Annotated in this window: 18 protein-coding genes and 3 tRNA genes; 12 read left to right on the forward strand and 9 right to left on the reverse strand. The window is 45.2% G+C overall.

Features of this window, described 5'->3' with window-relative positions; genetic code table 11:
* Positions 1-49 precede the first annotated feature (49 nt).
* From HY58_RS03395 to HY58_RS03410, 4 genes are all read right to left on the reverse strand, one after another.
* A complete protein-coding gene (locus tag HY58_RS03395) occupies positions 50-634 on the reverse strand; it encodes a hypothetical protein (protein ID WP_039128062.1) in 585 nt (194 codons plus the stop codon).
* A gap of 100 nt (positions 635-734) precedes the next feature.
* Positions 735-1,100: a hypothetical protein gene (locus HY58_RS03400; protein WP_039128067.1), complete on the reverse strand. Its 366-nt coding sequence runs from the start codon at positions 1,098-1,100 to the stop codon at positions 735-737.
* A gap of 404 nt (positions 1,101-1,504) precedes the next feature.
* A tRNA-Leu gene (locus tag HY58_RS03405) sits at positions 1,505-1,588 on the reverse strand.
* Positions 1,589-1,640: 52 nt separating this feature from the next.
* A complete protein-coding gene (locus tag HY58_RS03410; RefSeq protein WP_039128072.1) occupies positions 1,641-2,801 on the reverse strand; it encodes a HAMP domain-containing sensor histidine kinase in 1,161 nt (386 codons plus the stop codon).
* A 69-nt stretch (positions 2,802-2,870) separates the two neighbouring features.
* Here HY58_RS03410 and HY58_RS03415 point away from each other — a divergent pair, with 69 nt between their 5' ends.
* From HY58_RS03415 to HY58_RS03430, 4 genes are all read left to right on the forward strand, one after another.
* Positions 2,871-3,896, forward strand: coding sequence for a glycosyltransferase family 2 protein (locus HY58_RS03415; RefSeq protein ID WP_039128075.1), 1,026 nt, complete (start codon positions 2,871-2,873; stop codon positions 3,894-3,896).
* Between the two features lie 45 nt (positions 3,897-3,941).
* Positions 3,942-4,157, forward strand: a complete 216-nt coding sequence (locus HY58_RS03420; RefSeq protein WP_039128078.1) for a hypothetical protein — start codon at positions 3,942-3,944, stop codon at positions 4,155-4,157.
* A gap of 161 nt (positions 4,158-4,318) precedes the next feature.
* Positions 4,319-4,394: transfer RNA gene (locus HY58_RS03425), tRNA-Gly, on the forward strand.
* 55 nt (positions 4,395-4,449) lie between these two features.
* Positions 4,450-4,536, forward strand: a tRNA-Leu gene (locus HY58_RS03430).
* Between the two features lie 201 nt (positions 4,537-4,737).
* On the opposite strand, the gene HY58_RS03435 is transcribed toward HY58_RS03430, so the two are convergent.
* Positions 4,738-5,568: a hypothetical protein gene (locus HY58_RS03435; protein WP_039128081.1), complete on the reverse strand. Its 831-nt coding sequence runs from the start codon at positions 5,566-5,568 to the stop codon at positions 4,738-4,740.
* 215 nt (positions 5,569-5,783) lie between these two features.
* On the opposite strand from HY58_RS03435, the gene HY58_RS03440 reads away from it, so the two are divergent.
* The 3 genes from HY58_RS03440 to HY58_RS03450 are packed head-to-tail and all read left to right on the forward strand — an operon-like array spanning position 5,784 to position 11,578.
* Positions 5,784-7,037 (forward strand): DUF3667 domain-containing protein, encoded by a 1,254-nt coding sequence (locus HY58_RS03440; RefSeq protein ID WP_156123560.1) that lies wholly within the window; start codon positions 5,784-5,786, stop codon positions 7,035-7,037.
* A gap of 9 nt (positions 7,038-7,046) precedes the next feature.
* Positions 7,047-7,823: a nucleoside triphosphate pyrophosphohydrolase gene (gene mazG, locus HY58_RS03445; protein WP_039128089.1), complete on the forward strand. Its 777-nt coding sequence runs from the start codon at positions 7,047-7,049 to the stop codon at positions 7,821-7,823.
* Entirely contained in the window at positions 7,820-11,578 is a 3,759-nt protein-coding gene (locus HY58_RS03450; RefSeq protein ID WP_039128092.1) for a HAMP domain-containing sensor histidine kinase, read from the forward strand. The genes mazG and HY58_RS03450 overlap by 4 nt, the downstream gene beginning before the upstream one ends.
* Positions 11,579-11,617: 39 nt before the next feature.
* Here the strand turns inward: HY58_RS03450 and HY58_RS03455 are convergent, their stop codons facing one another.
* The 4 genes from HY58_RS03455 to rplU all read right to left on the reverse strand — a co-directional run bounded on the left by HY58_RS03455 (position 11,618) and on the right by rplU (position 14,379).
* On the reverse strand, positions 11,618-13,300 hold the full coding sequence (locus HY58_RS03455) for a DNA polymerase/3'-5' exonuclease PolX (RefSeq protein ID WP_052323820.1): 1,683 nt from the start codon (positions 13,298-13,300) through the stop codon (positions 11,618-11,620).
* A gap of 121 nt (positions 13,301-13,421) precedes the next feature.
* Entirely contained in the window at positions 13,422-13,673 is a 252-nt protein-coding gene (locus tag HY58_RS03460; RefSeq protein WP_039128095.1) for a hypothetical protein, read from the reverse strand.
* 100 nt (positions 13,674-13,773) lie between these two features.
* On the reverse strand, positions 13,774-14,040 hold the full coding sequence (gene rpmA, locus HY58_RS03465) for a 50S ribosomal protein L27 (RefSeq protein WP_039128098.1): 267 nt from the start codon (positions 14,038-14,040) through the stop codon (positions 13,774-13,776).
* Positions 14,041-14,076: 36 nt separating this feature from the next.
* A complete protein-coding gene (rplU, locus tag HY58_RS03470) occupies positions 14,077-14,379 on the reverse strand; it encodes a 50S ribosomal protein L21 (protein WP_039128099.1) in 303 nt (100 codons plus the stop codon).
* Between the two features lie 203 nt (positions 14,380-14,582).
* On the opposite strand from rplU, the gene HY58_RS03475 reads away from it, so the two are divergent.
* From HY58_RS03475 to HY58_RS03495, 5 genes are all read left to right on the forward strand, one after another.
* A complete protein-coding gene (locus HY58_RS03475; RefSeq protein ID WP_253271496.1) occupies positions 14,583-16,010 on the forward strand; it encodes a GH3 auxin-responsive promoter family protein in 1,428 nt (475 codons plus the stop codon).
* A 460-nt stretch (positions 16,011-16,470) separates the two neighbouring features.
* Positions 16,471-17,199 (forward strand): GNAT family N-acetyltransferase, encoded by a 729-nt coding sequence (locus HY58_RS03480; RefSeq protein WP_039128104.1) that lies wholly within the window; start codon positions 16,471-16,473, stop codon positions 17,197-17,199.
* A gap of 16 nt (positions 17,200-17,215) precedes the next feature.
* Complete coding sequence (argG, locus tag HY58_RS03485; RefSeq protein WP_039128107.1) at positions 17,216-18,421, forward strand: argininosuccinate synthase; 1,206 nt, start codon at positions 17,216-17,218, stop codon at positions 18,419-18,421.
* A gap of 33 nt (positions 18,422-18,454) precedes the next feature.
* A complete protein-coding gene (gene argC / locus HY58_RS03490) occupies positions 18,455-19,447 on the forward strand; it encodes an N-acetyl-gamma-glutamyl-phosphate reductase (protein ID WP_039128111.1) in 993 nt (330 codons plus the stop codon).
* 11 nt (positions 19,448-19,458) lie between these two features.
* Positions 19,459-20,589, forward strand: a complete 1,131-nt coding sequence (locus HY58_RS03495) for an aspartate aminotransferase family protein (RefSeq protein WP_039128116.1) — start codon at positions 19,459-19,461, stop codon at positions 20,587-20,589.
* Positions 20,590-20,600 lie beyond the last annotated feature (11 nt).

Here is a 20,600-nt window from a genome sequence, read left to right on the forward strand (position 1 = left end):
AAGCTATTTCAGGACAAGACAATATGATCAGGTAAGGTTATGTTTGGTACTACTTCTTTTCTTTATATGTATCGATAATTTGCTGGATAAGAAACAGAACTTTTGTCGCTATGAAACTTTGTGGAAAACGGTAATCAAAGTCTGTAAGAACTGCTGATGATCTGTCTTTCGTTGTAACCACAATTTGATGCCATATAGTGTTACTGTAGCGTCCTGAAACTACATGTTCAAGTATTTCAACTGACTTCAAATTTTCAAAAGGAATAATTCGCTTTCTAAATAATCTGCCAAAGACAGGGTTTATGTTTTCTGTCGTTATTTGCTTTGTATGTAGATTGATAAATAAAACATTGTTCCCTTTCACCATTCGATAAAGGTTCCATCCAAAAATCAAGGGTGCTACCGAAATAATCGCAAGGTTCCATTTTTCCTGATTTTTCAAAGACATCAAAACAATGATTATGGGTCCTATTATAAGAAATACGACATAGAAGATATTTCCCCACAAGCCCGATCTTTTTTCATTAATAATAACCACATCATCCATTATTCTCAAAGGAGCTTTTTCCTTATATCGAGAGATCATTCTCTCAATTGAATAAACTCCTTTTTCAATGCGTGTCTTAGTTGCCATGAATTTTAGGGTGTGTCCAAAATAAGTAGCCAACATTTATCGGCATGCTGTCTGTACAGATATTTCCGGTTGGCAATACCTTTTAGCGGTAGCTTTTTATTCATTCACTTTTTTTTCTATTCCTCAATAAGTAATGATACACATTTTGGTTTCCTACTGTGATAGCGTATGCGTTTACAAATTCAAATCCGTTTTGAGACATAAAATTCAATGCATCAATCATTGAATTAAAGTCTGTTGCCTTTCCGTTTTCGTCTTTTACAATAGTTTCCTTTCCATTAGAAAAGAACTTTGTTCTTTGACCAAAGTCGATTTGAATAGTCAGTTTGGTACTCATTAGTTTTGATGTCCCAACTATTTGCACATATTCAACATCTATTTCTGTAATGGGAATGTCGTTGACCGTTTGTGCTTTTAAAATAAGCCCGCAGAATGCCAAGAATAATGATAGGATTACTTTTCTCATATTTAATTTGATTAAAATTACTGCTTACTCTTTTCGATTTTCAACTTTCCCAGATCCTGTTGGTAAAATTCCCACTACTGTTCGATGCTTAGCCCAGGACTGGTATTTTATTACCGTCTGCCCAGCAACTAAGGCCGATAGAAAACTGTTGATGATGTTAGCTTCTCCTGCTCACTCACATCGTTTAAGGGTATGGGTAAGTAATAGAAGCTTGTATTCGGTTGTCAATATATCATGTTTATACTACCTGTGCAATACCACTAATAGGTAATTTTTTGAGGCTTAGTTGGGAGAAGATGAGAGAAGTTCGGCGATGTTGGGCCTAGGTTTATTAATTTCTTCAAATTTGCAAACAAACTTTCGTAGCTACAAAAGAAAAACCCTCAGCAAAGCTGAGGGTCTTGTGCCCAGGACTGGATTCGAACCAGCACGCCGTTTCCAGCACCACCACCTCAAGGTGGCTTGTCTACCAGTTTCAACACCTGGGCCCACTAAAAGCGGATGCAAATGTAAGGATTCATCTAATTGCACCCAACATTTTTAGACTGCCTTTTTATCGCCCGTGGGTAAAATGATCCGGAACGTCGTCCCCTTGCCGGGTTCGGAATGTTTCACAAACAACTGTCCCCTATGATATTGCTCTATGATCCGCTTACTTAATGATAATCCTAATCCCCATCCTCTTTTCTTGGTCGTAAAACCGGGATCAAATACTTTCCCGATATGACTCGAACTTATGCCTTTCCCGGTATCGGTCACATCAATTTGCACGTTTTCACCCACCGGCCTGATATCCACTGTAATGGTTCCTGTTCCCTCCATGCTATCCAACGCATTTTTCAGCAGGTTCTCGATCACCCAATCAAACAAGGTCCCGCTCAGCGGCACTGTCAGCATCTGCTCACTGCTGTTGAGGGTGAACAGGATCTTGCCCGAGGCTCTTCGCTTCACATAATCCATCATGCTCTGCACCTTGGCCACTATATCCATCGGCTCCACATGCGGCGTACTGCCGATCTTACTGAAGCGGTCACTCACCAACTTCAGCCGGTCCACATCCTTCTCCAGCTCATGGGTAATGGAATTATTTGTGCCGGTCTCCTTCAGCATCTCCACCCAGCCTTCCAGGGAGGAGAGGGGCGTTCCTAACTGGTGCGCCGTTTCCTTGGCCATCCCCGCCCATAACTGGTTCTGCGCCGAGCGGTGCTGCGTGTTTAATAGCATCAGCGTCAGTAGTAGCAGTATCCCCACAATTACCAACTGGATAATAGGATAATACTGCACCTCGTTCAGCAGCCTTGTATTGCCATAATAATATTTATTGGCCACATAGGGCTCTTCACTTAATACCAGCACAAAAGGATCATTGGTCTTGAAAGCCTTGAGCTTCCTGGGCAGGTAGGAGGGGTCCTGCCGCGCACGGGCTGAATCGAGATTGATAAAATTCACGATACTGTCATGTTCGTTGGTCTCGATGATGGGAATATCGGTCTGCTCATTTCGGATCATATTGGGAAGTGTCAGCGGCATATCGGGATTGTCGAAGATGGCCTTGCTGGCGCTTACCCACAGTTCAACCTTATCTCTTTCTTCCAGCGCTATCTTTTTTGCGAGATACCTCGAATAGAAGATAGAGCCGATTACAATGATCAGTGCCACTACCGCTAACCAGGTGCGCCAATTGTAGAAGGATGGTATCATCCATCTAATTTAGCTATTCAAATAGTTTGCTTACTGTATTTTTGGCCACTAAATTATTCCGGAGCCATTTTGCAAGCAACCTTATCAATAGTGATCCTTAACTGGAATGGTAGAAAATACCTCGAGAAATTCCTGCCTTCCGTGCTGGCTTCCGGGTATCCGTCTTTTGAGGTGATCGTGGCGGATAACGCCTCCAGTGATGATTCCGTGGCTTTCCTGCAGACTGCATTCCCCACGGTTAAAGTATTGCAGCTTCCCGAAAACTATGGTTTTGCAAAGGGATATAACGAGGCACTCAAACAAGTTCATTCCGATTATTATATTCTATTAAATTCTGATGTGGAAGTGGAACCGGGCTGGCTTCATCCCCTGATGGCGTTGATCCAGAGTGATGATACTATCGGTGCCTGTCAACCGAAAATCCTGATGTATGATAATAAAGCCTCTTTTGAGTACGCCGGTGCTGCAGGGGGATGGCTTGATTCACTGGGATATCCTTTTGCCCGTGGCAGGGTCTTCGATTTTTGTGAACTCGACCATGGACAGTATAATGATAACGCGCCTGTTTTCTGGGCCAGTGGTGCTGCTTTGCTGGTAAGGGCAAAACTTTATCATGAGCTCGGCGGATTGGATGAATTCTTTTTTGCACACCAGGAGGAGATCGATTTCTGCTGGCGTATGCAACTGGCAGGCTATAAAGTGATGGTTTGTCCCGCTTCCGTGGTCTACCATGTTGGTGGTGGTACACTTCCCAAAGGCAATGAGTGGAAGGTATTCCTGAATTTCCGCAACAACCTGGTGATGCTTGCCAAGAATCTGCCGCTATACCAGTCGATCTGGAAGATACCGCTGCGTTTTCTGCTCGACTCCATCTCAGCGTGGAAATCGCTCTTTGATGGACAGGGAACTTATTTCAAAGCGATACTTGAAGCACATATTGGATTTATGGGATGGTTGGTTTTCCGGCATCGCAAAAGTGTTTTTCCTAAATCAAAAAAAGGTGCGCTAAATGGATGGTACAGCGGGAGTGTCGTATGGCAACATTTTGTAAAGGGTAAAAAACAATTTTCTGAAATTGTAGCAGACAAAAAATGATTTTTATTGTAGTACCCTTATTTTTGCACAGCAATTATCAAAACTATGGCTAATCATCAGGCTCACGAAATAGAGAATCCACTGGAGAAAGATTTTACGCATAGCTGGGTCAATTCTTCTACCTTTCTTTTTTACCTCCAGGTTTTCTGTATTCTTGCTTTTGTTTTAGGTGGATGTTATGGTTTATACACCAATCGTTACAAGGGAAAACCAAGGGTAAATGTTCCTGAAAGTACCCAGTACACACCGAAGTACAAGTAGAAAAAATTTGGTGAAATATTTGGCAGATAACCCATAGTTCTTATCTTTGCCATCCCAATTGAAAAAGAGTTCTTTAGAAATAAATGCTGGTAATAGTAAAGGTTGATTGCCTCAGTAAAGTGAGGTACGGACTGCCTTCACTAAAGTTACGGCAGTCGCAGGCGGAAGTAGCTCATTTGGTAGAGCACGACCTTGCCAAGGTCGGGGTGGCCGGTTCGAGCCCGGTCTTCCGCTCCATTTTAAAAATTAATTCCAGACTCGCGTTTGGAATTTTTTTTTACAGCAAGAATCTACCCGGGTGGTGGAACAGGTAGACACGCAGGACTTAAAATCCTGTTCGCCGAAAAAGCGAGTACGGGTTCGACCCCCGTCCCGGGTACTTATTTAAATTGTTTAAAGGCTTCCTCTCGGAAGCCTTTTTTTATACACTGAGCTTTTTATTCTCCGCATATTTTGCGGCGAATAATACAGCTATTCTCCGCATATTTTGCGGTGAATGAGAAGTATAAAATCCTGATAAAGCAAAAGCCCTCATCAATCAATGATGAGGGCTTTTAATATCTAAGTTTATTCTCTCGTTTTACATATCATATTCATACTGCACCTTACCCAGCAACTGCTGTTGCTTGTCGTAGCAAAGCTCCATTCGCTTTAACCCATTCGGCGTATACTGGTAATACCATGTCTGGTATTCATTGCTTCCCTCAGGTATCACCACCATCTTTTTCAGTCTGCCAGCCTCATCATACTCAAACATATAATCAGGTAGCAACCTGTTGGCCTTTGCATTGAAACGTACAATATCGGTCAGCCTTTTCTGCGCATCATAGTAATAGTATACGATCGCGATGGGCAGGTTGGGACGGATAACTTTTTCTTCCACCACATTGCCGTTTTCATCCAGCGTAAAAGTCACTCTTGTTGTATCTGAATTATTGCGTACCCTGATCATCTCCGTTGGTTTCCCATCCGCCGAATATCTCCAGCTATGCGTCTCCGTTGTTTTTACATTATCTGAACTGTTGGTGGAAGAGATCTTTACCAGTCTTCCCTCAGAATCATATTCATAACTGCCCCTGCTGGAGGCATTCTGTGCACTGTCCTCCGTGGAGCTTAATAGTCCCTTAGCGTTATAGGTTGTTTTGAGATAGGAATCACCTATCACGGTGGTACTGGTGGTAGTGGTTACCGTTCCTTTCTTCAGATCAACCTGCTGAACACCCGTGAAGCCGCCTGTTTCTGAAGAGTTGCCGTCAAAGCTTTCCAGCGTCACTTTTTTGATGCCGTTCTTTTGTAAGAGCGCATATTGATCATTTGCCTGTTGGGTTGTTACCAGGTCTTTGTAATAGTATTGGGAAAAAGCCGACTGGCTAAAGACGAATAGTAAAAGGGTATACAGGATTTTTTTCATTAGTGGATCCGGGTTTTAGAAATTTGGTCGCAAGATACATTAATTATACACCTCATTCACATCGGCAACCATCCCTCTAAACAGCTTTACACACTATATTAACAATCATATTTCGGGGCTTTGGGACGCGTATGGCAGCTGCACCGATAGTGCAACGATAGAGCAACTGTGGAGCAAGGTTAAAATTGCCTTATTTTTATTCAAATTACTAACCCGTGTCGCATTACCCCGAAAGAAAGGAAAAAGACTGTCTCAATTGCGGAACCATGGTAGAAGGGCGGTTCTGCCAGAACTGTGGCCAGGAGAATATGGTGCCTAAGGAGACTTTCTGGGGCCTCCTCACACATTTTGTATATGATATCACCCATTTCGATTCAAAATTCTTCAGCACCCTTAAATACCTCTTCACAAAGCCGGGCTTCCTTTCCCTTGAATTCCTGAAAGGTCGCCGTGCCAGCTACCTGCATCCTATCAGGATGTATGTTTTCACCTCGGCACTGTTTTTTGTAATTTTCTTCACCCTCTACAGCGCCAGTAGCCTTATCAAAGAAGAGCAGGACCTTGAACTGCAACGTTCCAATATCAGCCTTGCATTGCTCAATTTAAGGGAGAGCGCCGCCAGGGAAACTGATCCTGTTTTCATAAGCGCCGCAGGTAAAGCAATCGAGAAACTGAAACGCGATAGTCTCCAGCTTGAAGCAAAACTTATTGAGAAAAATAAAGCAAAGACTGATGTTCCGGAAGTGGTGAACATTGTTAAAGATTCACTGGAAAAGAAAGGGATTCCGGTGGGCAAGGGCGACTGGAATGTTAAGACCCGAACAGGCAGGAACAGGGATGGTGAGTTTGAAGAGGAAGCCAGTGTAATTCTTGATTCCGCAGAATTGAAAAAAGGTCTCACCGATTTCGGATACCGCTCCCAGATCGCCTATACTGCCATGCAGGAATCTTTACCAGCCGATAAACGCGATTCATGGGGTAAACGGATCTTTATGACCCGCCTCATCAGCGTGGTGGAAGAACAGAAAGAAGGTAAAAAAGCTTTTCTGCGTGCCTACCTCGATAACCTGCTGCATAGCTTTCCTAAAATGTTATTCATCTCGCTTCCGCTGTTTGCCCTGCTGTTGAAATTATTATACCTGCGCCGCAGAGATCTTTACTTTTCCGACCATGCCATCTTCACCATCCATTTGTATTGCGCCACCTTTATCTTCCTGCTGGCCTGGTTTGGACTCATCAAACTGGAGGAATATACCAACTGGGGTTTCCTCACCGCCCTGATAACCATCTCGGCATTCCTGATATATTTTTACCTTTACAAAGCGATGCGCCGTTTTTATGGACAGAGCAGGAGAAAGACCATTGTAAAATTCCTTTTGCTGAATATGCTGTCATTCATCATGATGGTTTTCCTGCTATCGATTTTTACTATCCTAAGCGCCACAAGCTTGAGTTCAGGCGCACATTAATAAAAGCATATGAATAAAGCTACCGCCGAGTTTGAAAGACTGGTACAGATAATGGATGAGCTGCGGGAAAAATGTCCCTGGGATAATAAGCAAACCATACAGAGCCTGCGCCACCTCACCATCGAAGAACTGTATGAACTGGCGGATGCCATCTCCGACGAAAACTGGAAAGGCATCAAAGAAGAACTGGGTGATATCTTCCTGCATCTTGTTTTTTATTCTAAAATAGGAAGCGAGAAGGGACAGTTCACCCTCGAAGAAGTGCTTCAATCTATTAACCAGAAACTGATCAACCGTCACCCGCATATATATGGCGATGTTACCGTGAAAGATGAAGAAGATGTTAAAAGGAATTGGGAGCAGCTCAAGCTAAAGGAGGGAAAAAAATCAGTGCTGAGTGGTGTTCCCAAGGCCCTGCCCGCCATGGTAAAATCAATGCGCCTGCAGGATAAGGTAAAACAGGTTGGCTTCGAATGGGAGAAAGCCGATGACGTTTGGGAGAAGGTGAAAGAAGAGATGCAGGAACTCCAGGAGGCGGTAGAAAAAAACGACCAGGATCATATTGAAGAGGAGTTTGGTGACATGGTTTTTTCGATGGTGAATTATGCACGGTTTTTGCAGGTTGATGCCGAACATGCACTGGAGCGCACCAATAAAAAATTCATCGACCGTTTTACCCGCATGGAAGAGATGGCTACATCCAAAGGATTAAAACTGCAGGATATGAGCCTCACTGAAATGGATGCACTCTGGAACGCTATTAAAGCAGAAAAGCCCCTGATTTGAGCAAATTCTTCCTGAACATATTAAAGCGCAATGCTTATTTTTTGCTGGCGGCTGCCTGGCTGTTTACTATAGCATTCATCATCAATAATTATTTCGCGGGCGCTTCTTCGGCTCCTTATCTCCGTGATGCCATGGAAGAGCGGATACAGGAGCAGGAAAATGCTTTTGATAAGATCGTCGCTGATACGCTGCTGCTCAAAATGCTTGCCGAGGGGAGCTATAGTGCGGGACAACTTAGCGAGATGGCCGATCTTGATTTCGGTTTGTTCATCTATAAAGCTGCTCCCCCCCAAAGCTGGAACCTCGCTTTCTGGAGCAACCAGCAGGCCGAACCGCATGATGAAATTATATATGCAGGTGATAGCAGGCAACTGGTGCGCCTGCGGAATGGACAATATGAATTTATCCGTCAAACGGTTACCCTTGCACGAGAAACGATGCTGGTTATCGCGCTGGTGCCGATCCGCACGGAATACTTTATCCAGAATAATAATCTCCAGAAACAATTCGTGGGTTTTCCTAAAGCGGAGAATAGCGTTACACTTAGTGAATATGAAACGGATTATGTTGTAAGGAGTAAGGACGGCATTCCATTGTTCTACCTGCAACCAAAAAATATATATGCCACACGCCACGCCAATGGCTGGAGTATGTTCCTCGATATAATGGCGATCGTGTTGCTGTTGATGGTGATCCATAATGCCGCAAGCAGTATTGCCTCCCGATATGGTTTTATCAAGGGAACGCTGTTTTTGTTTGGAACCATCGTTGTACTGAGGGGACTCACCTACATATTCACCGACTGGCTTTCATGGCGTTCCTATGAATTGTTTGACCCTGTGATCTATAGTTCCAGCGGCTTCCTGCCATCACTGGGCGATCTGCTGATCAATTCATTTTTGTTCTGCTGGATACTGCTTTTCCTGTATCGAAGATCAACGCGGGTAACCCTGGAGCGCTTCCGTAATGACCTGCTCCATTGGCCCCTGGTGGCTACCGGCGCCATGATACTGGTGATCATCACTTTCGGATTTGCGGTGATCATTCAAAGCCTGATCGCTGACGCACGCATATCTTTTAACGTTACCAATTTCTTCAGTCTCGATATTTATAGCTTTGTTGGTTTCGTAGTACTGGCAACACTGGCCCTGAGTTTTTTCCTGGCATCTTCCATGATCATCAAATTACTCGAGCCGCTTTTATTGCAACGTTCCTATCTGCTCTATGCCTTCATAGCGCTGTTCGGATTAATTGTGATCACCTTCATCCGGCAGAACATCCTGGTTGAGCTGAATATTTTTGTACTGGTTTGGCTGGTCGCCTATATCTGGCTGATACGCCAACCCATTCTAACGGCCATCGATGGTCGATGGAATGTTTCGGTGATGTTGCTGCTGATCTTTCTCTATTCTGTTTCCATCTCCATCATCATCGTTTCAGAGAATAGCAGGATAGAAATAGAACAAAGAAAGCGCACAGCCGAAAAGCTTTCTATGCAGGCCGATCCTACCAGCGAGCGATTGTTAAGTATCGCGCTGACTTATTTCGACAACGACTTCCTTTACGCCAACTTTCACCGCTTTCAGCTCGCGTCTACCAACCAATACCTCAAGGATAGCCTGATCAATAAGAACTTCATGGCTTACCTCAATAAATATGATACGAGGATCTTCACCTTCGATGAAGAGGAGAGGCCTTTGTACAATGAGGCGCCAGTTTCTTATGATACCCTCAATACCATCTTCCGAATAGAAGGCAAACCCACTACAATTCCTGACCTCCGCTATTTTGAGAAGAGCTTTGATAAGTTCTCCTATATCAGCAGGAAAATGGTGACAGATTCAAGCGGAGTGGCCGTGGGTTATATGTTCATTCTCTCTGAACCCAAGAAGTATAAGAATGATGCCCTGGTGCCGGAGTTGTTTCGCCAGCGGAAGGATTTCATGCCCGATGAATACTCGCCCATTTACAGTTATGCCATCTATAATAACCGCGAGCTGATCGATTATTATAACGATTACGAATTCCCCACCAGGCTCACGCCCAACCAGGTTCCCAAACAGAATTTCTCCCGCAAGTTCAAGGATAAGTTTGATGAGCTCTGGTACCGCGATAATAATAAACTGGTGATCATCGCCCGGCGCGATAACCTATGGCTTGAGTCCATTACGTTGGTGGCATACCTCTTCAGTACCTTTCTTCTTCTGCTCGGGTTATTCAGGCTTATCACCATGATAGTTCGTTCAAGGCTAAGATTGAATGAGCTTAAGCAGGAACTGCAAATGAACCTGCGAACGCAGATCCACGGCACCATTATTTTTATCAGTCTGTTCTCTTTTTTTGTGATCGGTGTGGCAACCATCATCTTCTTTATCAACCGGTATAATAATAACAAGCAGGATCAGCTAAGCAAGGCCATGCAGATCATGACCCATGAGGTACAGACGGAAATGGAGAGCAGGGCGATGTTTGAATACCTGTTGAGTTTGTATGAAGGCGGTTATAACGAAGTGCTGGAAAATATGATCAAGGAAGTATCCGAGATCCATGGTACCGATATCAATATCTATGATCTTAATGGTGAACTGAGAATATCCTCCAATCCCTTTGTATATGAAAAAGGAATTTTAAGTGTGCGGATGAATCCGGAAGCCTATTACAGGATCCACCGGCAGCGGCTGGTACAGTTCACCACCGAAGAGCAGATGGGTGAGGTGAGTTATAAAAGTATTTATGCCCCCGTGCGCGACGACCAGGGTAACGCCTATGCCTACCTGAACCTGCCTTCCTTTGATAGCCAGGTGGAACTGAAAAGGGAGATCTCGAATTTTCTTGTTACCATTATCAACCTGAATGCATTTATATTTTTAATTGCAGGTGTCATCGCACTTTTCATCACTAACAGGATCACTTCCTCCTTCTCACTCATCAGTGAAAAAATGAGGGCGGTGAACCTTGGCCAGCACAATGAAGAGATCAGCTGGCATCGTGAAGATGAGATAGGGGAGTTGGTGAAAGAGTATAATAAAATGGTGATGAAACTTGATGAGAGTGCGGTGGCCCTCGCCAAGAGTGAACGGGAGGGTGCGTGGAGAGAGATGGCCAGGCAGGTGGCGCATGAGATCAAGAATCCATTGACACCTATGAAGCTTAGTATACAATACCTGCAGCGGGCTATTGATAGTAACAGTGGTGATGTGAAGGTGCTCACGTCTAATGTTGCCAACACGCTGGTGGAACAGATCGATCACCTTTCTAAGATCGCATCTGAATTTTCGCAGTTCGCCAATATAAGTAATACTAAAACGGAGTTATTTGATCTCCATGAAATACTCTACTCACTTTCATCCTTATACGAATCGAGCGATCAGGTTGAATTCCGCTGGCATCCTGTGCCGGGTAAGGTAATGGTGGAAGCGGATCGCACGCAGTTGAATCGTTTGTTCACCAACCTGCTGCAGAATGCGGTGGAATCTACAATTCATCGCCCGGACCGTTCGGTGAAACTGGAAGAGTCGATCCTTGAAGGGAATGTTATTATAATGGTGCGCGACAATGGCCAGGGTATTCCGGAAGCTATGCAGTCGAAGATCTTTACGCCCAATTTCACCACCAAGAGTTCGGGAACAGGTCTGGGACTCGCCATGAGCAAGGGCATTGTTGAACAGGCCAGGGGCAGGATCTGGTTTGAGACGAGGGAAGATGCAGGTACTACTTTCTTTGTTGAGTTGCCGCTGGCTACTATACATGCTTAATGAGCACCCGCTGCCAATAAGGAGGCCAGTAGTTTAAACTCAATTCCTTACCGCGGATCTTCTCTCTGTGAGATAATTTTCAAGCTCTACCCTCGTGAAACTGCTGAGGTTGGCCGCTTTTGTCAATCCCCCTTTCTGCGCACTGATCACGCCATAACGGCAATCATCATAGCCTTCTACTGCATGTGCATCGGGATCTATAGAAAGCAGGCATCCCTTTTCCATGGCATAGGGGATCCAACTCCAGTCGAGGTCCAGGCGCCGCGGATGGGCATTTATCTCAATAACCACCATATGCTCCGCGCAGGCGTCTATGATCATTTTATGATCGAGGGGGTAGCCGGGTCGGCTCAGCAGGAGGCGGCCCGTCATATGTCCGAGTATGGTTACAGCCGGGTGACTGATGGCTTTCAGGAGCCGCTGCATGGCCTTTTCCTCGGTCATCTTGAGGTTGCTGTGAACGGAAGCGATCACCAGGTCAAAGCTGTTCAGTATATCATCACTGTAATCGAGGCTGCCATCGGTAAGGATATCGCACTCGATGCTCTTGAAAATGCGGAATGGGGCGAGTTTGCTGTTCAGCTCATCTATATAGAGGTGTTGTTCCGCGATCCGCTCGGCAGAGAGACCATTGGCATAGAAGGCCGATCGACTATGATCGCTGATCACCAGGTACTCATATCCCTTCTCAATACAGGCCCGGGCCATTATTTCGATGGTATGGAGGCCATCACTCCAGTTGGAATGGCTGTGGATTATGCCCTTTATATCACCCGGTTCAATCACAGGTTCTAATGGTCCCAGTAGGGCAACGCTGATGATCTCGGGGTCTTCTCTCCGGTTGGGGGCAATGAAATGTAGCTTGCTCTGTTGGAAGATCTCTTCTTCAGAAGCATAGTTCTTATCCTCTGAAAAACCAGTTGACTTTTTGAATATTTCCAGGAAGAGATCACTGCAACTACCGGAGAATTTCCTTGCAATAAAATTGTCTTCGCTGCTAAGCTGAATAGCTATTTGTATTCCTCCACTAGTGGTGGCAGTTATGATGGAATCTTCTGTTGTTATATTCTGGAATTCCTGTCGCTCCAATAAATCCTGCACTTCATTTTTCGGAGCGGTTGTAAGGATCTCGAGTTTGGTAATGATGTTTAGTTGACGACCGATCTCTCCCGTGAGGCAACTGCGATATTCAGGAAACTGTTCCTGGAAAATTGTTTCTGCCTGGAAGGCGAATTCTTCTATTTCTGCATAAAGAAAATGACCTTTGTTATGCATGAAAAAATTGATCGACTGCCTTACACTTTCCTGTGTTTTTTCTCCAAAACCTTTATAGAGAAGTAACCGGTTTTCACCACAGGCATAGAGCAATTCGCCCATATTTTCGATGCCCATCTCTTTCCAGATGGTAGAGATCTTTTTAGGACCCAGTCCTTTTATCTGCATCATTTCGAGTATGCCTGCAGGTGTTTTTGCAATGAGATCATCAAGTTGTTGAAGCTTTCCGGTCTCCAGCATTTCAACAATTTTCTTCGCACTGCTATCACCAATTCCTTTCAGTGATGCGATCTTTTCTGCTGGTGTATCAGAGAGTTGAACGGGCAGCTTTTCAATATTGAATGCAGCCGATGCATACGACTTTGATTTGAACGGATTATCACCATGAATATCCATCAGTTTTGCAAGCAGGGAGAACTGGTCGGCGATCGCATAATTGTCCATCATCTGACAAAGATAGGGAGAATGAGATTGCGCTATAATCCTTTGTGGGGGCTAAATGCAGGGGAGGGGCATTAAAAAAGTCCCGGCGTAACCGGGACTTTCAGATATCATTTGCTGTAAATGATTAAGCCTTCTTAGGAGCAGCTTTCTTAGCAGCTTTTTTAGGAGCGGCTTTCTTAGCAGCAGCTTTCTTCGGAGCGGCTTTTTTAGCAGCCTTTTTAGGAGCGGCTTTCTTTGCAGCAGCTTTTTTAGGAGCAGCTTTCTTAGCTACTTTTTTAGCGGCCTTCTTTGGGGCGGCTTTCTTAGCAGCGGCTTTTTTTGGAGCGGCTTTTTTTGCAGCAGCTTTTTTTGGAGCGGCTTTTTTTGCAGTTGCCATTTTGTTAGAATTTAATGATTAGTAAATGGGTTACCAATAGTAAAAATATAAACTAATCTGAAACTGCAAAATTTTTTTTTGTTGTTTTAATCGGAAATGATTAAGCAACAACTTCAACAGCCGACACAGAAACGATGGTTTTATTCTCTCTTGTCTTTCTGAATTCTACTACACCATCAGTTAATGCGAAGATTGTAAAATCTTTTCCAACACCAACGTTTTTACCAGGATGGTATTGAGTACCACGCTGACGAATAATGATGTTACCAGCAATTGCAGGTTGACCACCATAGATCTTTACACCGAGGCGTTTGCTTTGTGAATCGCGGCCGTTCTTTACACTGCCTTCACCTTTTTTGTGTGCCATGACGAATGAATTTTATACGGTATTCTAAATACCAGATTAAGCGATTTCGTTGATCTTAATTTTAGTATAGTGTTTCCTGTGACCAAGCTTCTTACGGAAACCTTTCCTCCTTTTCATTTTGAAAGCAATCACTTTATCACCCTGGAGGTGATCAACGATCTCTGCTTTCACTATGGCTTTAACAGCGTCACCTGATGTCAGGCTTCCGTCGTTATCAACCAGCAATACTTCGGGGAATTCCACTTTGTCGCCGGCGTTACCTGACAATTGAGGTACATACAAAGTTTGGTCTTTTTCGACCTTGAATTGCTGACCGGCTATTTTAACAACTGCAAACATAACTTACCAAAATTAGGAGTGCAAAGGTAAGGGGAAAATCCATACCTGCAAACAGATTTTTAGAAATAATTACAGCAAATTTAGGTCGATTAGAGCAAATCAGCCCCTAAATTTGCGGCACCATCCTCCTTCTACAAATGAAATTCAAGTCATTCCTTGCTAAACCCTTTGCTTCCTACGTATCCAAACAGGTAAAAAGGTCTATGCAGCAGGCAGTTGCAGATCAGGATAACCTTTTCAAGAGTCTCCTGAATACGGTTGCAACCACCCAGTTTGGGCAGGATCACCATCTTGAATCTGTGAACACGCCGGAGGAATTTCGCCAGGCCGTCCCCATCCGTGATTATGAACAGCTGAAACCATGGATCGAACAGGTGAAGGAAGGCAAGCATAATATATTATGGAAGGGCAAACCCATTTACTTCGCCAAAACCTCAGGTACCACCAGCGGGGTGAAGTATATCCCCATAACCAAGGACTCGATCCCCAACCATATCAATACTGCCCGCAACGCCTTATTATGTTATATGGCCGAAAGCGGAAACAGCGCATTCGCCGATGGTAATATGATCTTCCTCTCGGGCTCCCCCGAACTGGAAAGGGTAGGTGGGGTTCCTACCGGCCGGCTCAGCGGTATCGTGAACCACCATATCCCCAGCTATCTGCGCAAGAACCAGTTGCCCACTTATGAAACCAATTGCATCGACGATTGGGAAACCAAGCTGGATAAGATCGTGCAGGAAACGATGAATCGCAATATGACCCTCATCAGTGGGATACCACCATGGATGCAGATGTATTTCGACCGCCTGCAGGAACTCAGTGGTAAAAAGATCAGCGAACTCTTCCCCGATTTTTCTGTGATGGTACATGGCGGGGTTAATTTTGATCCCTACCGGGCAAGGCTATTCGAAAGTATCGGGCGCGAGGTTGCCACCATCGAAACCTTCCCTGCATCTGAAGGATTTTTCGCGTTCCAGGATTCTCAAAATGCAGAGGGGCTGCTGCTTAATACCAACAGCGGCATCTGGTTCGAATTTGTTCCCGCTGCAGAAATATTCTCCGAGAATCCAACCAGGCTCGGCTTGCATGAGGTTAAAGTTGGCGAGAACTACGCCCTCCTTATTAATAGTAATGCCGGACTCTGGAGTTATAACCTCGGCGATACCGTGAAGTTTGTTTCGCTGGATCCTTACCGCATTATTGTATCGGGACGTATCAAACATTTTATCTCTGCCTTTGGCGAACATGTGATCGGCGAAGAAGTGGAATACAGTCTGATGAAAGCTGCCACCGAGGCCGGCGTACATATCACCGAGTTCACCGTGGCCCCACTTATTTCCCAGGACAAGGGGAAATCTTACCACGAATGGTTTGTGGAATTTGGTTCCGAACCCGAGAACATGGAAGCGTTTACTTTACTAGTCAACAATAACCTGCGCGCGAAAAATATCTACTACGACGATCTGATAAAGGGAAATATCCTTTTACCGTTGCGCATCACGCGTGTCAGGAAAAACGGTTTCATCGATTACATGAAAAGTGTCGGTAAGCTCGGCGGACAGAACAAGGTTCCCCGTCTCAGTAACGACCGCAAACTCGCTGAGGCATTGGGTCCCTGGACGGAATAAATACCCGTCTGACATCCGTCAGGACAGACGTCAAGCATCTGTCGCGACAGACCCCTGGGGTCCGTCTGACATCCGTCATGACGGATGTCAGACGGGTAACTAACAATCGTTAGAAATTATCTTTGTTTTTGGCCATATCCTTGGAGAAATAACAAATACTTAAATTTTATTTTGTTCGTTATTCTGCAAAAGGCATAATTTTGGCATCGTTATTTAAAAACAAAAGGCATATACATTATAAGATGAAAGCATTCCAACAACATAGCGCTCCCTTCCAGATGGATTGCCAGGTTGTATTCTCGCCGGAGGCTTCCTTTTGTTTGTGCACCCACTCCCGACGTGGATGCTGATAGGACGAGCCCTTTGCAAAGGTCCCTATCAGTGAAAAAAGCCCCACGGAATTTTATTCTTACACCCGAAGTGTACGCTAAAAATTTACTGATCCTTAATTTACTGCCAGTTGGAAAATACATCCGTTATCGTGAGGGTAGCCACTCCCGAGGATATTCATTATTCAACCATCATCACCGATGAGATGGAATCGTCTGCAAAAGCTCGCGGAACCGGTATCGCCAAACGTTCGCCGGAATATATCGAGCAAAAGATGCGCGAAGGGAAATCCGTAATCGCCGTTACAGAAGATGGTGTATGGGTTGGATTCTGTTATATCGAAACCTGGAGTCATGGCGAGTATGTTGCCAACTCGGGACTGATCGTTGCGCCAGAATTTCGCAAGAGCGGAATAGCCAAGCGTATCAAAGAACGTATCTTCGAATTGTCGAGGACCCTCTTCCCTGATGCAAAATTATTCGGTCTCACCACCGGCCTCGCCGTGATGAAGATCAACAGCGACCTCGGTTACGAACCCGTTACCTATTCTGAACTCACGCAGGATGAAGCCTTCTGGGCCGGCTGCAAGAGCTGTGTGAATTACGATATCCTGATGAGCAAGGAAAGAAAGAACTGCTTCTGTACTGCCATGCTCTATGATCCCAAAGACCATTACCAACCCGAAGAAACGGCGGAAGATTTCAAGCAGCATTCAAAAGCATATGAGCGACTGCTAAGGTTCAAACAATCACGGTTTATCAAAGCATTCCGCAAAAAGAATTCCGCTGAAAATGCCGGCGGGGGCGGAGGCGAGAAAAAGAAAATGTTCTCGTTGCTGAATTTCTTCTTTAATCTTTAAAACAGTTTAAATACCGATGTCACAGAAAGTTGTACTTGGATTTAGCGGTGGCCTCGATACCACCTTCTGCGTTAAATATCTCAGTGAAGACAAAGGATATGAAGTGCATTCCATCATCGTTAATACCGGTGGATTCACGGAAGATGAACTGAAAAATATTGAAGCACACGCCTACAAGCTGGGCGTGAAATCACATACTACCATTGATGCAGTTGAAGGATACTATGACAGGATACTGCGCTACCTGATCTACGGAAACGTCCTCAAGAACAATACCTATCCCCTAAGTGTAAGCGCAGAAAGACTGAGCCAGGCACTGCATATAGCAGAGCATGTTAAAAAGCTTGGCGCAACTGCGGTTGCCCATGGCAGTACGGGTGCGGGAAACGACCAGGTTAGATTCGATATGGTGTTTCATATCATGATTCCGGGGGTGGAGATCATCACCCCCATACGTGACCTCAAACTCAGCAGGGAAGCGGAAATCGAATACCTCAAAGCAAAAGGTGTGGAGTTGAATTTCGAGAAAGCGGCCTACTCCATCAATAAAGGATTATGGGGAACAAGCGTTGGCGGTAAAGAAACCCTGAACTCAAAAGGAATTCTTCCCGAAGAGGCATGGCCTACACAGGTAACCAAATCGGAAGCCGAAGAAGTTATACTGCATTTCGAAAAAGGTGAACTAACTGCTATCAATGACCGCAGTTTCGATCACCCCTCAAAAGCCATTCAATATTTGCAAACCATTGCCGGTCCATTTGGCATCGGCCGTGATATTCATGTGGGCGATACCATCATCGGGATCAAGGGCAGGGTTGGATTTGAAGCCGCCGCGCCCATGGTCATCCTCAAAGCCCATCATGCCCTCGAGAAACATGTTCTTACCAAATGGCAGCTGAACTGGAAAGACCAGCTCGCATTATTCTATGGAAACTGGCTTCATGAAGGGCAGATCCTTGATCCCGTTATGCGTGATATCGAAACCTTCCTCGAGCATTCCCAGTCAAATGTTACCGGTGATGTATATGTGCAATTGTTGCCATACCGTTTCCAGGTGATCGGGATAGAATCTCCCTACGATCTGATGTCGGCAAAATTTGGTAAATACGGTGAGATGAATACCGGCTTCACCGGCGAAGATGTTCGGGGCTTCAGCAAGATCTTCGGCAACCAGACAGCCATCTGGAATGCAGTGAATGAGGAGGCGGCAGGTAGTAAGTAATAAGCTGACTCGGAATAAATAAAACATTTTCTTATGCGGATCAGAATCGGAATTATTGGCGGGGCAGGTTATACCGGGGGAGAATTACTGCGTTTATTGATCAATCATCCCCATGCAGAAATCGTTTTTGTTCATAGTAACAGCAGCGCGGGAATGCCACTCCACAAAGTGCACCAGGATCTCCTGGGTGAAACAGAAATACTCTTCACCAGTGAACTCCACCAGGAGATCGATGTTTTATTCCTCTGTACCGGTCATGGTGAGGCGAGAAAATTCCTGCAGGCAAATCCGCCTGCAGCTCATGTAAAACTGATCGACCTTTCCAATGATTTCAGGTTAGCGGAGCAGTCCACCCTTGAACTTGCCGGCAACGATACCATACAATTCATATATGGCCTTCCTGAATTAAACAGGGATGCCATTCGCACCGCCCGCGCCATCGCAAATCCAGGTTGCTTTGCTACTTCCATTCAACTGGGATTATTACCGCTGGCCAAAGCCGGATTCTTAAACGAGATCTATACAACAGGAATAACAGGTTCTACCGGTGCGGGACAATCGCTTTCCGCCACCTCACATTTCAGCTGGAGATCCAATAATATCCAGGCCTATAAAACACTCACACATCAGCACCTTGGTGAAATAGGGCAGAGTCTTCGTCATTGGCAACCCGATGCTGCCATTGACCTCAGCTTTGTTCCCTGGCGCGGAGATTTTACACGTGGAATATTTATCAGTTCAACCATGCATATGGCCCTTGGTTACCAGGAGCTGGAGAACATGTACATTGATTATTATACCAACCATCCATTCACCTTTATCAGCAGGGAGCCAATTTTCCTGAAGCAGGTGGTGAATACCAATAAGGCGATCATCCAACTGGAGAAAGTGGGAGAGAAGCTGGTGGTGCATTCGGTGATCGACAATCTCCTGAAAGGCGCCAGTGGACAGGCAGTGCAGAATATGAACCTCATGTTTGGTCTGCCGGAAGATACAGGCCTCAGATTAAAGGCAGGATATTTTTAAAACAAGCAGCAATGAAACTTTTCGACGTATACCCACTTAATAATATCACCATCACCCATGCAAAGGGATCTTCTGTTTGGGATGATGCAGGTAATGAATACCTCGATATGTATGGCGGCCATGCTGTCATCTCTATCGGTCATACACACCCGCATTGGGTAAAACGCATTGAAGCCCAGTTGGAGCAGATCGCATTTTATTCCAATTCTGTGTTAATTCCACAACAAACAGAACTCGCTGACAAGCTGGGACGGATATCTGGCAAGAATAATTACCAGCTATTCCTTTGCAACTCCGGTGCAGAAGCAAATGAGAATGCGCTCAAACTGGCTTCCTTTCATACCGGCAGAAAAAAAGTGATCGCTTTTAAGAATGCCTTTCATGGGCGCACTTCACTGGCCGTTGCCGTTACTGATAATCCAGCCATCTTAGCACCCATCAACCAGACAGCGAATGTGATCTTCCTTCCCTTCAATGATGTAGCGGCGCTGAAAGCCTGCTTCAGTGCACAGGGCGAGCAGGTTGCAGCCGTTATCGTTGAAGGCATACAAGGCGTAGGGGGAATCAAAGTTGCTTCCGCTGAATTTCTTCAAACCATCCGCCAGCTCTGCGATGCGCATGGCGCGGTTTTTATTGCAGACTCCGTTCAATGCGGTTATGGAAGAACGGGCAGGTTTTACTCCCACGACCATGCCGGTATAAATGCCGATATTTATAGTATGGCCAAAGGCATGGGAAATGGATTCCCGATCGGCGCCATTTCTATTGCACCACACCTGCAGCCTAAGCATGGAATGCTGGGTACAACTTTCGGGGGAAACCATCTGGCCTGCGCAGCTGCACTTGGCGTGCTGGAAGTGATGGAGAACGAGAATCTGCTTGAAAATGCAGCGGAGATCGGGAGCTACCTGATGGAACACCTGAGATCCATCCCCCATTTGGAAAATGTGAGAGGGGCTGGATTGATGATTGGCTTCGATGTACCCGAGTCGCATAAGGATCTGCGTAAGAACCTGCTCTGGAAGCATCGCATCTTTACCGGTGAGGCAAAACCGAATGTGATCCGCCTGCTGCCATCACTTGCATTAACGAAGCAGGATGCAGATAAGTTTCTTACTGCAGTGCACGAAGAGATGAACTAATAACAAGATTT

This window comes from Flavihumibacter sp. ZG627, assembly GCF_000814325.1.
In the GTDB taxonomy this organism is placed as follows: Bacteria; Bacteroidota; Bacteroidia; order Chitinophagales; family Chitinophagaceae; genus Flavihumibacter.

Coding starts and splice junctions, on each gene's coding strand:
- HY58_RS03395 (WP_039128062.1), bottom strand. CDS start 634: ATGGCAACTAAGACACGCATTGAAAAAGGAGTTTATTCAATTGAGAGA.
- HY58_RS03400 (WP_039128067.1), bottom strand. CDS start 1,100: ATGAGAAAAGTAATCCTATCATTATTCTTGGCATTCTGCGGGCTTATT.
- HY58_RS03410 (WP_039128072.1), bottom strand. CDS start 2,801: ATGATACCATCCTTCTACAATTGGCGCACCTGGTTAGCGGTAGTGGCA.
- HY58_RS03420 (WP_039128078.1), top strand. CDS start 3,942: ATGGCTAATCATCAGGCTCACGAAATAGAGAATCCACTGGAGAAAGAT.
- HY58_RS03435 (WP_039128081.1), bottom strand. CDS start 5,568: ATGAAAAAAATCCTGTATACCCTTTTACTATTCGTCTTTAGCCAGTCG.
- mazG (WP_039128089.1), top strand. CDS start 7,047: ATGAATAAAGCTACCGCCGAGTTTGAAAGACTGGTACAGATAATGGAT.
- HY58_RS03455 (WP_052323820.1), bottom strand. CDS start 13,300: ATGATGGACAATTATGCGATCGCCGACCAGTTCTCCCTGCTTGCAAAA.
- HY58_RS03460 (WP_039128095.1), bottom strand. CDS start 13,673: ATGGCAACTGCAAAAAAAGCCGCTCCAAAAAAAGCTGCTGCAAAAAAA.
- rpmA (WP_039128098.1), bottom strand. CDS start 14,040: ATGGCACACAAAAAAGGTGAAGGCAGTGTAAAGAACGGCCGCGATTCA.
- rplU (WP_039128099.1), bottom strand. CDS start 14,379: ATGTTTGCAGTTGTTAAAATAGCCGGTCAGCAATTCAAGGTCGAAAAA.
- HY58_RS03475 (WP_253271496.1), top strand. CDS start 14,583: ATGCAGCAGGCAGTTGCAGATCAGGATAACCTTTTCAAGAGTCTCCTG.
- argG (WP_039128107.1), top strand. CDS start 17,216: ATGTCACAGAAAGTTGTACTTGGATTTAGCGGTGGCCTCGATACCACC.
- argC (WP_039128111.1), top strand. CDS start 18,455: ATGCGGATCAGAATCGGAATTATTGGCGGGGCAGGTTATACCGGGGGA.
- HY58_RS03495 (WP_039128116.1), top strand. CDS start 19,459: ATGAAACTTTTCGACGTATACCCACTTAATAATATCACCATCACCCAT.